The organism is Halomonas sp. THAF12 (genome assembly GCF_009363675.1).
Lineage (GTDB): Bacteria > Pseudomonadota > Gammaproteobacteria > Pseudomonadales > Halomonadaceae > Halomonas > Halomonas smyrnensis.
In genome coordinates this window covers 1,797,685-1,813,458 of the sequence record NZ_CP045399.1, presented here as the reverse complement: position 1 = coordinate 1,813,458, position 15,774 = coordinate 1,797,685, and the positions used below count along the sequence as shown (strand labels likewise).

Sequence of the window (15,774 nt, the reverse complement as noted above, 5' to 3'; positions counted from 1 at the left end):
GAAGCGCCCCGCCATTCGGCGGGGCGCTTGTCGTTTGCGGGGATGTCACATCAGGGGATGGGGCCGTCGATGGGAAACGGCGCCGCGGCGGCCGAGCGACTACCCGGCGCCCTCGCCCGGCACCTCACCGAGATCGGCAAGGCCGGGCTCGCCGTGTCCATAGCGTTCGTGATGGCGATGCTCGCGGAACGCCTCGAGCAGGCGGGTATAGCGCCGGGGCATGCGCATGCCGCGCCGGGTGACCAGGTAGAGCGTTTCCTGCACCGGGTGCGGCAGCGTCAGCTCGCGTACCTGGCGCTGCCAGGGTGAGGTCTCGAGCACCAGCCGCGACACCACGGTGAAGCCCAGCCCCCGTGCCACGGCGTCGAGCACCATGCTGGATTCGTTGGTAAAGCCCTGGCGCGGGAAGTGGCTCATCGAGCGGAACTCCCCGGGGAAGTTCTGGCGCAGCACGCCGCCGGCGCGATTGACCCCATCGGCATAGCCGATGAAGCCCAGCGCCATCAGGTCGGCAAGGCCAGTGCCGGTGAAGTCCGCCGGCACCACCAGGCACAGCGGCTCCTGGTGCCAGGGCTCGCAGTCGATCTCGGGGTGGCGAACCGCCTCGGTAACGATACCGAGATCATGCCGGCCGGCCTGCACGTCCGTGACGATCTCGTGGTTGAAGGCGAAGCTGTAGCTCACCGTCAGCCCAGGATGCATCTGCTGCTGGCCGAGGATGAAGGGATAGAACATCAGCCCCACGCTGCCCGGCGAGGCGATGCGACATTCGCCGCTGTCGAGGCTCTCGTCGTCCAGCGAATGCCGGAACTGCTCGTGCTCGGCGAACAGCTTGAGCGCGTAGTCATAGGCCCGGCGGCCGGCCTCGGTCAGCGCGAAACGCCGTCCCTGGCGGTCGAGCAGCGACTTGTCCAGATAGCGTTCCAGCTTGCGGATATGCTGGCTGACCCCGGGCTGGGTCATCTCCAGACGCTGGGCGGTCCGGGTGAAGCTGCCGGTCTCGACGAGGGTGATGAAGGTACGGAAATACAGGGCATTGAACATGGCGGAAGACATCTTGACCACAGGGACCGGACATCGACATTCTACCAGCTCGCCCGGAAGCGCGCAGCGCTGCGCCTTGCGCGGGGGCGTGTTAGCATCGAGGCAGGCGGCTGCGAGCCGCCCTCCAGGCGCGATCCGACGCGCCGGCAAGCGAAGGCCAGGCACGATCGGACACCGCCGCTCCCTTTCCAGTGACACGGACGCGCTGCATGGCCAATACCATTTCCAGCATCATCTCCCCGGAAGGCAGCCTCGAGATCCTCTCTCAGCATGAGGTCAACCGGCTGCACGATACCTCCCGCAGCGGGCTTCATGGGCTCCTGCGCAGCTGCGCCCTGGCCGTGCTGAACTCCGGCAACCCGACCGACGACGGCCTGGCGCTGATGGAGACCTACTCCGATTTCGACATCGAGGTCATCCAGCAGGACCGCGGGGTTCGCCTCAAGCTGACCAATGCCCCGGCGGAGGCCTTCGTCGATGGCAAGATGATCCGCGGCATCCGCGAGCACCTCTCCTCGGTGCTGCGCGACATCGTCTACGTCTACAACGAGATCCAGACCCACCAGCGGTTCGACCTGACCACCGGCGAAGGCACCACCAACGCCGTCTTCCACATCCTGCGCAAGGCCGGCACCCTGCACCCCAGCCGCGACCCGAGCATGGTGGTGTGCTGGGGCGGTCACTCGATCTCCCGCGAGGAATACGACTACACCAAGCACGTCGGCTATCACCTGGGGCTGCGCGAGCTGGACATCTGCACGGGCTGCGGCCCCGGCGCCATGAAGGGGCCGATGAAGGGCGCCAACGTGGCCCACGCCAAGCAGCGCCGCACCGAGGGCCGCTACCTGGGCGTGTCCGAACCCGGCATCATCGCCGCCGAGGCGCCCAACCCCATCGTCAACGAACTGGTGGTGATGCCGGACATCGAGAAGCGCCTCGAGGCCTTCGTGCGCTTGGGCCACGGCATCATCGTGTTCCCCGGCGGGGTCGGCACCGCCGAGGAGATCCTCTACCTGCTCGGCATCCTGCTGCACCCGGACAACGCCGACATGGAGCTCCCGGTGATCCTCACCGGCCCCGCCGGTTCCGCCGACTACTTCAGGCGCATCGACGAGTTCCTGGTCTACACCCTCGGCGAATCCGTGCGCCGGCTCTACACCATCATCATCGACGACCCGATCGAGGTGGCGCGGACCATGCGCAAGGGCGTCGACGACGTCGCCGAGTATCGCCGCCAGCGCCAGGACGCCTTCTACTACAACTGGCGCCTCACCGTGGCCCGCGACTTCCAGGCACCGTTCGACCCGACCCACGAGAGCATGGCCGGCCTGGCCCTGCATCGCGAGCAGCCGGTGCACGAGCTGGCCGCCAACCTGCGCCGGGCCTTCTCCGGCATCGTCGCCGGCAACGTCAAGGAACGCGGGATCCGGCTGATCGAGGCCCACGGCCCCTTCCGCCTCAACGCCGAGCCCGAACTGATGGCAAGGCTCGACGAGCTGCTGAACTCCTTCGTCGCCCAGGGCCGCATGAAGCTGGCCGGCGAATACAAGCCCTGCTACACGCTGAGCTGACCCCAGCGAAGCGTCCAACGAAAAGCCCCGCCGGCATCCGCCGGCGGGGCTCTTTCGTCTGACGTGGCAGGCGTTCAGTCTCGCAGCGGCCTGAGCCAGATGCCGAGCGCATGCAGCAGCAGCCCCAGGGTGGTGCCGTGGGAGGCCAGCAGCGCCCAGCCGCTCCAGCCGGCAACGAGCCCCTGCCAGACCGCCATCGCCACCAGCCCCACCACCAGGAAGACCACCAGACGGCGCAGCAGCGCCGGCAGCCTGGCGCGGGCCTCGGCGGCCAGCAGCCGCCACTGGGCCAGCGCCACGCCGAGCACCGCGACGATGGCGAATGCCAACAGGATCAGGCGCGTCTGATGACCACCGATCATATAGCGCAGCAGGGTCGCCGCCATCATCACCGCCAGCCCGACCAGAAGGCTGAGCCGCTCCGGGCTAGAGGTCGCGCCCATCAGGCCACCTTCAGCTGCTGGGTGGTGATCCACTCCTCGACCCAGGGAATCGCCGCGTCGTCGGCCATGAAGGTCTCCATGGCGTCGATCTCGAGGCGCTCGCCCAGCCGCGTGGCCCCCTGCCCCTGCAGCTGCTCGTCGAGGGAGCGGCCGGCGCCGCAGAAGGAGTCGACGTAGGAGCCGTCACCGAGCGCGATCATGCCGTAGCGCAGCTCGGTGAGCCCGGGGCTCTGGGCGTCCAGTTCGCGCACGAAGGGCACCAGGTTGCCCGGCACGTCGCCGCTGCCGGTGGTGGACACGCAGAACAGCGCCAGATCGGTGGGGGTATCGGTCAGATCGGCCAGGGTCGGCTGGTCGAAGATCTCGACCTCGTAGCCGGCGTCCTCGAACAGCGGCTGGACCTGCTCGGCCACATCCAGGGCACCGCCGTACATGGTGCCGACGAAAATCTTGAGCTTGGGCATGTCGTGGATTTGCCTGAGAAATTTGATCGGATTTTAACACGGCCGCCGGCAAGGCCGCACCCTTGCGCCCCCTGCGGGTCAGGGAGCCAGGCCGTATAATGACGCTCCCGTCACCCTCTCTCCGGGAGCCCTCATGACCCACACCTTCGAAGCCTGGATCACCCCCCTGATGATCGGCGGCCTGATGCTGTTCATGTGCTTCATCATCTGGGATCTGGCCAGACAGTCGAAGGCCGGGCACTTCGGCACCCTGATGCTGTTCGTGGTGCTCGGCGCCGGCATGCTGGGCTACGTGCTCAAGGTGGTGATCACCTGGTGGCTGGAACGCGGCGCCCTCTAGCGACCGTCCCGACTGGCACAAGAAAGCCGACGCCACCCCGGAGGGTGGCGTCGGCGTATCGCATGAAGGAGGCGGGGTCAGCCCTCCTCGGGATGGTACTCCTCGACCTGCGTCTTGAGCTTCTGCCCCGGCCGGAAGGTCACCACCCGCCGGGCGGAGATCGGAATCTCCTCGCCCGTCTTGGGGTTCCGGCCCGGCCGCTCGCTCTTGTCCCTGAGGTCGAAGTTCCCGAAGCCCGACAGCTTGACCTGCTCGTTCTCACGCAGGCAGGCGCGGATCTCCTCGAAGAAGGCTTCCACCATGGACTTGGCCTCACGCTTGGAGAGACCGAGGTCGGCGTGCAGATGTTCGGCCAGTTCGGCCTTGGTCAACGCCCCCATGTCGCTTCCCTCTCGCTGCTGGTCGAGCCCGGAATCCCTCATGCGCGAAGCTCGGCGCCCAGATGCAGCCGCGACTCCTCGACGATGGCATCGACCAAGTGGTTGATTTCCTCGTCATTTAGCGTGCGCGAAGGATGCTGCCAGGTCAAGCCCAGGGCGACGCTCTTGTGACCCTCGGCCACGCCCTTGCCCTGATAGACGTCGAACAGGCGCACATCCACCAGCCATTCGCCGGCCTGGGCGTGCACGGTGTCGAGCAGCGCCTGGACCGGACGCTCGGCGTCGACCAGGAAGGCCAGGTCGCGACGCACCTCGGGATAGCGCGACAGCGGCGCGAAGGCCGGCACCTGGCCCTGGGTCAGCGCCTCGAGGCGAACCTCGAACATCACCGCATCGACCTTCAGCCCCAGCTCGGCGCGCACCGCCGGGTGCAGGGTGCCGATCCAGCCGGCCTCCTCGCCGCGGTACAGCACCCGCGCGCACTGGCCGGGATGCAGGGCCGGATGCTCGGCCGGCTCGAAGCGCCAGGCCTCGGGCTCGCCCCCCATGGCCAGCAGGGTCTCCAGGTCGCCCTTCAGATCGAAGAAGTCGACCTTGTCCTTGCCGCCGTTCCAGCCTTCCGGATCGCGGGCGCCGCAGACCAGGGCGCCGAGCATCGGCACCTGATGCAGGCCGTCCAGCTCGCCGCGGAACACCAGGCCGGTCTCGAACAGACGCACCCGTGTCTGCTGGCGATTGAGGTTGTGCTGCAGCGCACGCACCAGGCCCGGGAACAGGCTCGCCCGCATCACCGACAGGTCGCTGGAGATCGGGTTGGCCAGCGTCGGAGAGACGGCTTCCGGCAGCAGCGTGGACTGCAGCTCCGGCGCCACGAAGCTGTAGGTCACCGCCTCGAAGTAGCCGCGCGCGACCATCTGGTTGCGCAGGCGGGACAGCGGCGTGCGGGCCTCGACATCGGGCTCGAGGCCCAGGCGGGCCTGGGGACGACGCACCGGCAGGCGGTTGTAACCGTGGATGCGCGCCACTTCCTCGATCAGGTCTTCCTCGATGGCCAGATCGAAGCGCCAGCTCGGCATGCGCGCCTGCCAGCCCGCCTCGACGCTCTCGACCGCGAGGCCGAGGCGCTCGAGGATCTCGCCGACTTCCTCGCCGTCGAGCACCTTGTCCAGGGCCTGGTCCAGGCGCTCGCGACGCAGCAGCACCTCGCGGTCGCCGGGCAGGCGCTCCGCGTCGGCCACCTCGACCAGCGGGCCGGGCTCGCCGCCGACGATCTCCAGCAGCAGCGCGGTGGCGCGCTCGGCGGCCTCGTGGGCCAGCGCCGGGTCCACGCCGCGCTCGAAGCGATGCGAGGCGTCGGTGTGCAGGCCATAGGAACGGGCCTGTCCGGCCACCGCCAGCGGCGAGAAGTGCGCCGACTCGAGGAAGATGTCGCGGGTCTCGGCGCCGACGCCGGAGTGTTCGCCGCCCATCACACCGGCGATGGCCAGCGGGCCGCGCTCGTCGGCGATCACCAGGGTGCTGGCGCCCAGGGTGATCTCCTGGCCGTCGAGCAGCACCAGCCGCTCGCCCTCGCGGGCGCGACGCACCACCACGGCCTCGTTGAGGTTGGCGCGGTCGAAGGCATGCAGCGGCTGACCGAGCTCGAGCATCACGTAGTTGGTGACGTCGACCACCGGGTCGATGGCACGAATGCCACTGCGACGCAGGCGCTCGACCATCCACAGCGGCGTCTCGGCGGTCACGTCGACGCCCTTGATCACCCGACCCAGGTAGCGCGGGCAGCCGTCGGCGTCCTCGACGCGCACCGGGAAGGTCTCGTCGTGGCTCGCCGCCACCGGCGCGATGGCCGGGCCTTCGACCGGCAGGCGGTTGAGCACGCCGACCTCACGGGCCATGCCCTTGACGCTCAGGCAGTCGCCGCGGTTGGGGGTCAGGTCGACCTCGATGGTGTGGTCGTCCAGGCCCAGGTAGTCGCGCACGCCCTCGCCCACCGGCGCGTCGGCCGGCAGCACCAGGATGCCCGGCGAGGCGTCTTCCTCGAGACCGAGCTCGGAGGAGGCGCAGATCATGCCGCGTGATTCGACGCCGCGCAGCTTGGCCTTCTTGATCTTGAAGTCGCCGGGCAGCACCGCGCCGACCCGGGCGAAGGGCACCTTCTGGCCGACGTCGACGTTGGGCGCGCCGCACACGACCTGGACGCGCTCGCCGCTGCCGTCCTCGACCTGGCAGACGTTGAGCTTGTCGGCGTCGGGGTGCTGTTCGCGGGCGACGACCTCGGCCACCACCACGTCGGTGAATTCGGCCGCCACCGGCTCGATGGCATCGACCTCGAGACCGGCCATGGTGACCTGGTCGGCCAGTGCCTGGGTCGCCAGCGCCGGGGAGACCCATTCACGCAGCCACTGTTCGGAAAATTTCATGTCAGTTCCTGTTTCCGCGTAGTCGGTGGTCGATCAGGCGAACTGCTTGAGGAAGCGCAGGTCGTTGTCGAAGAACAGCCGCAGGTCGTTGACGCCGTAGCGCAGCATGGCCAGGCGCTCGGCACCCATGCCGAAGGCGAAGCCCTTGTAGCGCTCGCTGTCGATGCCGGCGTGGCGGAACACCTCGGGGTGCACCATGCCGCAGCCCATCACCTCGAGCCAGCCGGTGTGCGAGCACACACGGCAGCCGTCGCCGCTGCACATCACGCACTCGATGTCGACCTCGGCGGAGGGCTCGGTGAACGGGAAGTAAGACGGGCGGAAACGGACCGAGAGGTCGTCACGCTCGAAGAAGGCGTGCAGGAAGTCCTCGACGGTGCCCTTGAGGTCGGAGAAGCGCACGTCCTCGTCGACCAGCAGCCCTTCCACCTGGTGGAACATCGGGGTGTGGGTCAGGTCCGAGTCGCTGCGATAGACGCGACCCGGGCAGACGATGCGGATCGGCGGCTCCTGATCCTTCATGGTGCGCACCTGGACCGGCGAGGTATGGGTGCGCAGCAGCCGGGTGGCGTCGAAGTAGAAGGTATCGGCCATGCCCCGCGCCGGGTGATGGGCGGGAATGTTGAGGGCCTCGAAGTTGTGGTAGTCGTCCTCGATCTCCGGGCCGACCGCCACGTCGAAGCCGACGCGGGTGAACAGTCCCTCGATGCGCTCCAGGGTGCGGGTCACCGGGTGCAGGCCGCCGCTGGGCTGGCCGCGACCGGGCAGGGTCACGTCGAGGCGCTCGGCGGCCAGACGCGCTTCCAGGTCGGCCTTCTCCAGGGCCTGGCGGCGAGCGTCGATCTCCTGCGACAGGGCCTGCTTGGCCTCGTTGATGCGTTCGCCGGCGGCCGGGCGCTCCTCGGGGGGCAGCTTGCCGAGGCCCTTGAGCAGCGCGGTGATCTCGCCCTTCTTGCCGAGGTAACGCACCCGCAGCTCGTCCAGGGCGGCCATGCTCTCGGCGGCCTGAACGGCGTCGCGGGCCTCGGCGACCAGAGTGGGAAGGTGGTCCATCCGTTGTGCTCCGATGTCTTGATCAGGGGGTCACATGCCAAAAAAACAGGGGAAGAGCGGCTGCTCTTCCCCTGCGACGATCCGTGGCATGGCGCGCCCACGGAGAGCCCACCATGCCATCACGAGATCACTTACTGGGCAGCCTTGGCCTTCTCGACGATAGCGGCAAAGGCAGCCTTTTCGTTGACGGCCAGATCGGCCAGGACCTTGCGGTCGATCTCGATGCCGGCCTTCTTCAGGCCACCGACGAAGCGGCTGTAGGACAGACCGTGCTGACGGGCACCGGCGTTGATGCGCTGGATCCACAGGGCGCGGAACTGACGCTTGCGCTGGCGACGGTCACGGTAGGCGTACTGACCGGCCTTGATGACGGCCTGCTTGGCAACGCGGAAGACGCGTGAACGGGCACCGTAGTAACCCTTGGCCTGGCTGAGAATCTTCTTGTGACGACGACGTGCGACGACACCACGCTTGACGCGAGTCATGGCTTACTCCTGACGTTTAAAATGGTCTACCAAGGATTACAGGTTCGGCAGCATGCGCTGCACGAGCTGCTTGTCGGCGTCGTGGATCTGCTTCATACCACGCAGCTGACGCTTACGCTTGGTGGACTTCTTGGTCAGGATGTGGCTGCGGAACGACTGCTTGTGCTTGAAGCCGTTGGCCGTCTTCTTGAAGCGCTTGGCAGCGCCGCTGTTGCTCTTGATTTTCGGCATGAGAATACACTCCGCTCGAGGTTTTTGAGAAAATCCGGGGCCAATGGCCGGCTAGACGCCGGCCATCCGTTTGACGGGCCGTCGGATCACTTCTTCTTGGGGGCAATGATCATGATCATCTGCCGCCCTTCCATCTTCGGGAAGGACTCCACGGTACCGAGATCTTCGAGATCGGCGGCGATCCGTTCCATCAGTTTACGACCGAGGTCCTGATGGGCCATTTCGCGTCCGCGGAAGCGCAGCGTGACCTTGCCCTTGTCGCCACCTTCGAGGAAACGCGTCAGGTTCTTCATCTTGACCTGATAGTCGCCCTCGTCGGTGCCAGGCCGGAATTTGACTTCCTTGACCTGAATCTGCTTCTGCTTCTTCTTCTGAGCCGCCTTCTGCTTCTTCTGCTCGAAGACGAACTTGCCGTAATCCATGATCTTGCAGACGATCGGATCGGCATTGGAAATCTGGACCAGGTCCATACCGGCGGATTCCGCGCGCTCCAGGGCATCGCGAGTCGGCATGACGCCGAGCTGCTCGCCGTCGCTGTCGATCAGGCGAACTTCGTCTACGGTAATCCGCTCGTTCATCGGGGGCCGCTTGTCCTGCGGACGCCCTCTGGGGTTGCTTCGCTTGATGGTTCCGTCTCCACTTCAGTCTTGGAAGATGTCGTTATAACCGTTCGGCCAGCACCTTGTCGATGAAGGTCTCCACCGTCATGGTGCCGAGATCTTCGCCGGTGCGGGTGCGCACGGCGATGGAATCGGCTTCGACTTCCTTATCTCCCACCACCAGGAGATAGGGGACCTTCTGCAACGTATGCTCGCGAATTTTAAAGCCGATCTTCTCGTTCCTCAAGTCCGCCTTGACGCGCATGCCGATTTTCTGCAAGCGGCGTTCGAGATTTTCGACGAAACCCCGCTGCGAATCGGTGATGTTGAGGATCACGGCCTGCTCCGGCGCGAGCCACAGCGGCATGGCCCCGGCGTAGTGCTCGATGAGGATGCCGAGGAAGCGCTCGAAGGAGCCCAGGATAGCACGATGCAGCATGACCGGCGTCTTGCGCTCGCCGTGCTCGTCGACGAACTGGGCGCCCAGGCGGCCCGGCAGGTTGAAGTCGAGCTGCAGGGTGCCACACTGCCAGACGCGGTTCAGGCAGTCACGCAGCGAGAACTCGATCTTGGGCCCGTAGAAGGCGCCCTCGCCCGGCTGCAGGTCCCAGTCCAGGCCAGTGCTGTTCAGCGCGGCCTCGAGCCCGGCCTCGGCGCGATCCCACAGCTCAGCCTCGCCCATGAAGTCATCCGGGCGGGTGGACAGCTTGAGCTCGACGTCCTCGAAGCCCAGCTCCTTGTAGACCTGCAGCGTCAGCGCGATGAAGGCCTCGGCCTCGGACTGGATCTGCCCCTCGGTGCAGAAGATGTGCGCGTCGTCCTGGGTAAAGCCGCGCACGCGCATCAGGCCGTGCAGCGAGCCGGAGGGCTCGTTGCGGTGGCAGCTGCCGAACTCGGCCAAGCGCAGCGGCAGATCACGGTAGCTCTTCAGCCCCTGGTTGAACACCTGCACGTGGCAGGGGCAGTTCATCGGCTTGACCGCGTATTCGCGCTTCTCCGACTCGGTGGTGAACATCAGGTCGCTGTAGTGCCCCCAGTGACCGGACGCCTTCCACAGCGAGAGATCGACCACCTGGGGCGTCTTGATCTCCTGATAGCCGTGCTCGATCTGCACCCGCCGCATGTACTGTTCCAGCGCCTGGTACATGGTCCAGCCGTTGGGGTGCCAGAAGACCATGCCCGGGGCCTCTTCCTGCAGGTGGAAGAGATCCATCTTCTTGGCCAGCTTGCGGTGATCGCGCTTCTCGGCTTCCTCGAGACGCTTGAGATAGGCCTTGAGCTGCTTCTTGTCGCCCCAGGCGGTGCCGTAGATGCGAGTCAGCATCGGGCGTTCGGCGTCGCCGCGCCAGTAGGCACCGGCCAGCTTGGTGAGCTTGAAGGCCTTGAGGTGGCGCGTGTTCGGCACGTGCGGGCCGCGGCACATGTCGGTGTATTCCTGGTGATGGTAGAGACGAATGGTCTCGCCATCGGGAATCTCGCGCACGATCTCCTGCTTGTAGGGCTCGTCGCGATGCAGGAAGGTCAGCATGGCCTTGTCGCGATCGACATACTCGCGCACCACGTCGTAGCCGGTGTCGATCAGCGCCTTCATGCGCTGCTCGATGGCCTCGAGGTCCTCGGGGGTCGCCGAGCGGCCGAAGTCGACGTCGTAGTAGAAGCCGTCGTCGATCACCGGCCCGATCGCCATCTTGGCGTCGGGATAGAGCTGCTTCACCGCGTGGCCGATCAGGTGGGCGCAGGAGTGGCGAATGATCTCCAGGCCGGCCTCGTCACGCGCGGTGATGATGGCCACCTCGGCGTCATGGTCGATGACGTCCGCGGCGTCCACCAGCTCGCCGTCGATGCGGCCGGCCACGCAGGCCTTGGCCAGGCCGGTACCGATGCTCTCGGCCACCTGCATCACGGTGAGCGGTTCGTCGTAAGTTCTCTGGCTGCCGTCCGGCAGGGTCACGATGGGCATGATGAAGAAGTTCCTTGTGCGCAGTGGTGATCCATACCAGGGATCGAGCCCACTGCTTTAATATGGTCTATCTTGCACAGCTTCACATAGCAGGCTGTTGATTCCCGTGGTTTTTCATAACGCCCGGCCACATTCGTCAACAATCGCACATGCTGTTTTCGTGTATGGTCCCGTGTATGGCGCCATACAGATTGGTGTATGGTGAGCCCGTCACCATACAGCACGCGAGCATGCTCTACATGAAGCGCACCGCAATCAAGCGTCGTCCGCTAGCCGACACCGTCTTGGCCAGCCTGGAGCCAGAGGCCAAGGAATACCGTGAGGCCTATGGTGTCGATCGCCTCTATTTTGTCGTCAGCCCATCCGGCCGCAAACGCTGGGAGGTTCGATACAAGAACCCTGAAACCGGGCGCTGGGGCTGGATGGGTGTCGGGGGATACCCCGACAAGTCGGCAAGGCTCGCTCGCGACAGTGCGAAAGCCATTGCCGACGACGTATCAAACGGGATCGACCCACTGGAGAAGCGTCGCCAGGAAAAGGCGTCACATCGCCCCGACCGCATGGCGAACTGGTCCGTCACGGCCGAGGAATGGTACTCCCACTGTGAGAGCGAGGGTATCGCTCACAACACGCTGAGAGGTATTCGCAGCTGGCTGGACAATGACGCTTACCCGACCATCGGCCGGATACCGATCTCCAAGGTGACGCGCGCCGACTGCGTAAGGGTACAGCAGCGGCTGGAGGATCGAAACGCCCTCTCGCGAGCAATCAAGGCTCGAGGCTGGCTGAACGGCATCTTCCGCTATGCCGTGGCCCTCGGGCGATGCGATAGCAACCCGGCGGCCGACCTGACTTCGGTGGCCAAGCGCGCACCGGAATCGACCCCCTATGCCCACTTACTCGAGTCAGAGCTGCCCGGGTTTCTGCGTGCCATGAACGGTTCGCCCAGTGGGCTGCTCGTCAAGACGGCGGCCAGGATCAATGTCCTCACCGCCTCGCGCCCCGGCAATGTGCGCTGGATGCACTGGGATGAGGTGAATCTCGACAAGGCGCTCTGGCATATACCTGCCGGGAAGATGAAGGCGCGCCGCGATCATCTGGTGCCACTGCCGAAGCAGGCGATTGACGGCCTGCGCCAAGTCAGGCCGCTGGCGACTCGCAGCGGCTACGTCTTCCCGGGCCGCGGCAGCAAGTCCCCCGTGGTTTCGCACAGCGCGATCAACAACTGCATCGACCTCGCTGGCTACCAGGGCCGCATGACCGGGCATGGCGCCAGGCATACCGCCACCACCCTGCTGACCGAGCACGGATGGCCGGAACGATGGACCGATATGCAGCTCTCACACAAGAAGGTCGGGGTCCGCGGCGTCTACGACAAGGCTGCCTATCTGGAGAAGCGCAAGCTGATGATGCAGTGGTATGCCGACTACCTGGATGCACTGGAGAGAGGGATCACCGAAGAAGAAGTCGAGGACTTCCAGTCGCGGATACGCCTGATGTGAGACGCCCGGCCCTCGCATGCCCTGTGCGGCTGCGCTACTTTGGGCGGGCAACATGCCCAAGGATGACCACATGCCCTCCCCGACCAGATTCAACGTCCCGCGCACCCTCACCCCCGAGCAGATAGTCGAGAAGCTGCGTCGCCGGCCATATGACCGGGCGGCACGGGAGGCGGCCGATCTCATCGAGGAGATGCTGGCAGAGCGGGAGGCGCAGGGAGAGCGGCGGCATTGAGGCGGCATTGAGGCGGCCATCCTTGGCCTTCGGAGATCATGCTGAGCTGTGACGTCGGCTTGCCTCCTTGGCGGCGGGCCCGTCGCGGGCTCGCGGACGCCTGACATCACGCTTTCAGCGTAGTGAGAAAGGCCCGGGCGCTATGTAGGAGATCGCCCTGGCGCATCGTCGGCGATCTCTAGCAGCGAGGCGCCGCTGCTCACAGCTGCGCATTCCGCCACGCCACCACCCCATAGACGACGGCCAGCCCGCCCAGCACCAGGGCGAGGCGGTCGTCGCGCGGGTAGTGCCAGGCCGCCCACAGCGCCGGCAGAATCGGCAGCGCCTTGAGCACGGGCCAGCCCCGGCCGGTGTGCTCGATAAGCCAGTGGATAATCGGATTGGCCTCGCGGCCACGGGCGGTGGCGAGAAAACGGTGCGTGGTCACGGTGTCGGCGATGCTGGCCAGCAGCAGCGCGAGCGCGGCGAGATGGGTCAGGGTCATGGCATGTCCTCGAGCACGAAAAAGGCCCGCCGGGTGGCGGGCCTGGTGGAGCGATAGCGGATGGTCGAGCCGGTCAGGCGCCGGCGAGAATGCCGAACCAGGCCGGGGGCGTGACGGCGGTGGTCATCGCCTCGCGTCCGGCGATGCTGACGGCGGCATGGGACGGCACCACCTCGGCCCCCTCCGGCACCACCAGCTCGGCGGTGTCGGTGAGGGTGACGGCTCGCGACTGACCATCGACGTCGATGGTCACCTCGGTCGGCTCGGTAAAGGCCGGATCGGCGACGAGGGTGATCGACTCCTCGCCGGTGGGCACCTCGCGCGGCGTGCGGTCGTAGACGCTGTCATAGGAGGCGAGCGCGTCGGCATCCGCGAAAACCTGGCCATAGACTGCCTGGGCGGTGCCCTTTCCCTGGTAAGGAGCCTCGGCCAGCACGGTGACGTGTGGCATGCCGCGCCACTGTTCGATCTCGGCGGGGCGCAGGCGGGCGTAGACGAGCAGCGCAGAGCCGTCGGTGGTGGTGGCCGCTGGGGTGCGGGCGAACCCCGTCACCACCGGCGGTTGGGCGATCTCGCCGGCCTCGTCACGAACCAGCAGCGCCGGATACTCGGCGCCCAGGTGAGTGACCAGGGCCGGATAGTCCGGCACGTAGAGAATGGCGTCGGTCATGCTCATGCGGTCATCTCCTCAACCTGGGCAGCGGTGCGAGACTCGGGGATGTATTCAAAGTGCTTGATGTGGCCCGTCATCTGGGTAGACCCAGACTGGGAGGAGCCTAAATATAGCGTTTTAGTTGCCGGAATCGCATTACAGGAGGCCTGACGGGCTGCCCCTCCATTAACTGACACATAGTAGCCCCCTTCAATCAAGTTATAGGATAAGGCCACCTTTATCTTGCCATATGGAACAGCAATGCTTTCCATATCGTCACCCTGATCGTCAACCTGAAACCTCACCAGGATTCTATTGTTAAAGTGGTACAAAGCGATTCTGTTCCCATTATCAAAGCCGAGAAAGAAAAGCGCTTGAGCCACTGAAGATCGGGATACATCTCCCTCCCAATAAAATACGCCACCGAGCTCATTAATCTGCCCCCCCATGTCCCGTGGCACCTGATCCTCTGCACGTGTCACAGAGATCCCATATGTGGGTATATAACCGGAAGGGTAGCCCCCTCTTTCTAACATCCACCGACGAGTAACAAACGAATCGGATGGTTCCCCAGGATGGGGGCCTCCCGCAAACTCAATACGGCAGTAGTCCGCAGCGTCTTCATTTTTGGTCGCCGTTATCCAACACCGATAAAAGCCATCGCTAACAAGCCTCACATCCGCATAAATATCGACATACTCATCGGTGCTGCTGCTGACGGAATTCACCACACCACTAGCAAGATCGATGTTTGCACTGCACCTGGGGCCGCCTATCTCGAGTTTGACGATGCTAACACCATCTGCCTTTATGTCGGCTGAAAACGTGATGTCATCGCCGACGGAAAAACCAAAATTCGGTGTAGCGACATTATGAGGTTCATCGGTTTCCGCTTCAGAAAAACGGAACGAACCGTCAGCGAGAAGTGTTGGTGTAACGCCATTATGGTTCCACCATGAGGTGCTCATATCCTCGCTGAAAATAACCTTATTCGACCGCGCCCCCTCGATCAGAACACCCAGATAATCCCCGGTCGCCGCGTCCCACTCATGGGCCAGCGTATCCGGCGGCACCTCGACGAGCTGGATTGCGCCGCCGACCACGCGCTGAAATGCCCGCTTCGGCGTCGCCCGCTGCACGGTGAACATCTCCCCTTCGCCCACCGCGCGGCTGATGCCGGTGGTATCGCCGAGGCCGTAGCCCTGGGCCTCGAAGTCGGCGCGCAGGCTCTCGCCGTTGTAGGGCCGCATCGAGAACGAGCGATTCAGACGGGTAGCCTGCTCGTTGGCGGCCTGGATCGCCGCCGTCAGCCCGTTGAGGCTGGGGTAGGTGTCGATCGGCTGGGCGGTGCTGGCGTCCTGGCGCTGCCACAGGGTGAGGAAGCCCTCGTCATCGGCCGCGGGCGTCTTGAAGTAGTCGCCGTCGCCCACGGCGGCCAGGCCGGCGGCGGTGTCGGCGTAGACCTGGCCGGCCACGGCGGCGCCGTCGCGGTAATCCCTGGCGTCGGTCACGGCCTGCTGCGCCTCGTCGCGCAGTCCAGCAGTCTCGTCGCGCAGCTCGGCCGAGGTGGCGAGGTCGGCCGCCATCTGGTTCAGCGCCTCGAGGATCTCGTCCTGAATCGCGCTTGAGTCCACCGGCGTCGGGTCGGCCTGCAGCACCTCGGGCAGGCTGGCCTCGCTGAACGGGTCGGCGGTGACGGTGCCCAGGCGCACGCGGTGGCCGCGCTCGATCCAGTAGACGTTATAGAGCCCGGCCTCCAGGTCGATGACGTAGGTGCCGTCCTCCTGGGTGGTGAACTGCGCATCGGCGCTGTAGAGCACGCCATTCATGGTGGTGGCCGTGGCCTCGAACACCACGGTGACATTCGCGAGCGGGCCGCCCGCATTGTAGAGGGTGCCGGTCAGACGCATGGGG

The 15,774-nt window shown here is 65.6% G+C and carries 17 protein-coding genes; 4 read left to right on the top strand and 13 right to left on the bottom strand.

Annotated features, from left to right (window positions below; translation table 11 throughout):
* Positions 1 to 99: 99 nt before the first annotated feature.
* Complete coding sequence (locus FIU88_RS08435; protein ID WP_152478897.1) at positions 100 to 1,044, bottom strand: LysR family transcriptional regulator; 945 nt, start codon at positions 1,042 to 1,044, stop codon at positions 100 to 102.
* 209 nt (positions 1,045 to 1,253) lie between these two features.
* Here FIU88_RS08435 and ppnN point away from each other — a divergent pair, with 209 nt between their 5' ends.
* Positions 1,254 to 2,615, top strand: a complete 1,362-nt coding sequence (gene ppnN, locus FIU88_RS08430) for a nucleotide 5'-monophosphate nucleosidase PpnN (RefSeq protein WP_152478896.1) — start codon at positions 1,254 to 1,256, stop codon at positions 2,613 to 2,615.
* Between the two features lie 74 nt (positions 2,616 to 2,689).
* Here the strand turns inward: ppnN and FIU88_RS08425 are convergent, their stop codons facing one another.
* Together FIU88_RS08425 and FIU88_RS08420 are read right to left on the bottom strand one after the other, a co-directional pair.
* Positions 2,690 to 3,058, bottom strand: a complete 369-nt coding sequence (locus tag FIU88_RS08425) for a hypothetical protein (protein WP_152478895.1) — start codon at positions 3,056 to 3,058, stop codon at positions 2,690 to 2,692.
* Positions 3,058 to 3,522: a flavodoxin gene (locus tag FIU88_RS08420; protein ID WP_016854835.1), complete on the bottom strand. Its 465-nt coding sequence runs from the start codon at positions 3,520 to 3,522 to the stop codon at positions 3,058 to 3,060. Before FIU88_RS08420 ends, FIU88_RS08425 begins: the two co-directional genes overlap by 1 nt.
* 133 nt (positions 3,523 to 3,655) lie before the next feature.
* Between FIU88_RS08420 and FIU88_RS08415 the strand changes: the two genes are divergently transcribed.
* A complete protein-coding gene (locus FIU88_RS08415) occupies positions 3,656 to 3,862 on the top strand; it encodes a DUF2788 domain-containing protein (RefSeq protein ID WP_152478894.1) in 207 nt (68 codons plus the stop codon).
* Between the two features lie 77 nt (positions 3,863 to 3,939).
* On the opposite strand, the gene FIU88_RS08410 is transcribed toward FIU88_RS08415, so the two are convergent.
* From FIU88_RS08410 to thrS, 7 genes are all read right to left on the bottom strand, one after another.
* Positions 3,940 to 4,242 carry an integration host factor subunit alpha gene (locus FIU88_RS08410; protein WP_016854833.1) on the bottom strand — a complete coding sequence of 101 codons (303 nt, stop codon included), beginning with the start codon at positions 4,240 to 4,242 and terminating at the stop codon, positions 3,940 to 3,942.
* Between the two features lie 38 nt (positions 4,243 to 4,280).
* Entirely contained in the window at positions 4,281 to 6,662 is a 2,382-nt protein-coding gene (gene pheT / locus FIU88_RS08405; RefSeq protein WP_152478893.1) for a phenylalanine--tRNA ligase subunit beta, read from the bottom strand.
* Positions 6,663 to 6,695: 33 nt separating this feature from the next.
* Complete coding sequence (pheS, locus tag FIU88_RS08400; RefSeq protein ID WP_016854831.1) at positions 6,696 to 7,715, bottom strand: phenylalanine--tRNA ligase subunit alpha; 1,020 nt, start codon at positions 7,713 to 7,715, stop codon at positions 6,696 to 6,698.
* 131 nt (positions 7,716 to 7,846) lie between these two features.
* Positions 7,847 to 8,200: a 50S ribosomal protein L20 gene (rplT, locus tag FIU88_RS08395; RefSeq protein ID WP_016854830.1), complete on the bottom strand. Its 354-nt coding sequence runs from the start codon at positions 8,198 to 8,200 to the stop codon at positions 7,847 to 7,849.
* 36 nt (positions 8,201 to 8,236) lie between these two features.
* The gene (gene rpmI, locus FIU88_RS08390) at positions 8,237 to 8,431 is read right to left on the bottom strand and encodes a 50S ribosomal protein L35 (protein ID WP_016854829.1); all 195 of its coding nucleotides are present in this window, start codon (positions 8,429 to 8,431) and stop codon (positions 8,237 to 8,239) included.
* Positions 8,432 to 8,517: 86 nt separating this feature from the next.
* Positions 8,518 to 9,057, bottom strand: a complete 540-nt coding sequence (infC, locus tag FIU88_RS08385; RefSeq protein WP_083868096.1) for a translation initiation factor IF-3 — start codon at positions 9,055 to 9,057, stop codon at positions 8,518 to 8,520.
* Positions 9,058 to 9,091: 34 nt separating this feature from the next.
* The gene (gene thrS, locus FIU88_RS08380; protein WP_152478892.1) at positions 9,092 to 10,990 is read right to left on the bottom strand and encodes a threonine--tRNA ligase; all 1,899 of its coding nucleotides are present in this window, start codon (positions 10,988 to 10,990) and stop codon (positions 9,092 to 9,094) included.
* Between the two features lie 239 nt (positions 10,991 to 11,229).
* Here thrS and FIU88_RS08375 point away from each other — a divergent pair, with 239 nt between their 5' ends.
* Positions 11,230 to 12,492 (top strand): tyrosine-type recombinase/integrase, encoded by a 1,263-nt coding sequence (locus tag FIU88_RS08375; protein ID WP_152478891.1) that lies wholly within the window; start codon positions 11,230 to 11,232, stop codon positions 12,490 to 12,492.
* 52 nt (positions 12,493 to 12,544) lie between these two features.
* The gene (locus FIU88_RS08370) at positions 12,545 to 12,724 is read left to right on the top strand and encodes a hypothetical protein (RefSeq protein WP_152478890.1); all 180 of its coding nucleotides are present in this window, start codon (positions 12,545 to 12,547) and stop codon (positions 12,722 to 12,724) included.
* Between the two features lie 199 nt (positions 12,725 to 12,923).
* Here the strand turns inward: FIU88_RS08370 and FIU88_RS08365 are convergent, their stop codons facing one another.
* The 3 genes from FIU88_RS08365 to FIU88_RS08355 all read right to left on the bottom strand — a co-directional run bounded on the left by FIU88_RS08365 (position 12,924) and on the right by FIU88_RS08355 (position 15,770).
* On the bottom strand, positions 12,924 to 13,208 hold the full coding sequence (locus tag FIU88_RS08365) for a DUF5658 family protein (RefSeq protein WP_152478889.1): 285 nt from the start codon (positions 13,206 to 13,208) through the stop codon (positions 12,924 to 12,926).
* 73 nt (positions 13,209 to 13,281) lie between these two features.
* Positions 13,282 to 13,884 carry a hypothetical protein gene (locus FIU88_RS19315; protein ID WP_216647307.1) on the bottom strand — a complete coding sequence of 201 codons (603 nt, stop codon included), beginning with the start codon at positions 13,882 to 13,884 and terminating at the stop codon, positions 13,282 to 13,284.
* The gene (locus FIU88_RS08355; RefSeq protein WP_152478888.1) at positions 13,881 to 15,770 is read right to left on the bottom strand and encodes a hypothetical protein; all 1,890 of its coding nucleotides are present in this window, start codon (positions 15,768 to 15,770) and stop codon (positions 13,881 to 13,883) included. The genes FIU88_RS19315 and FIU88_RS08355 overlap by 4 nt, the downstream gene beginning before the upstream one ends.
* Between the last annotated feature and the right edge of the window lie 4 nt (positions 15,771 to 15,774).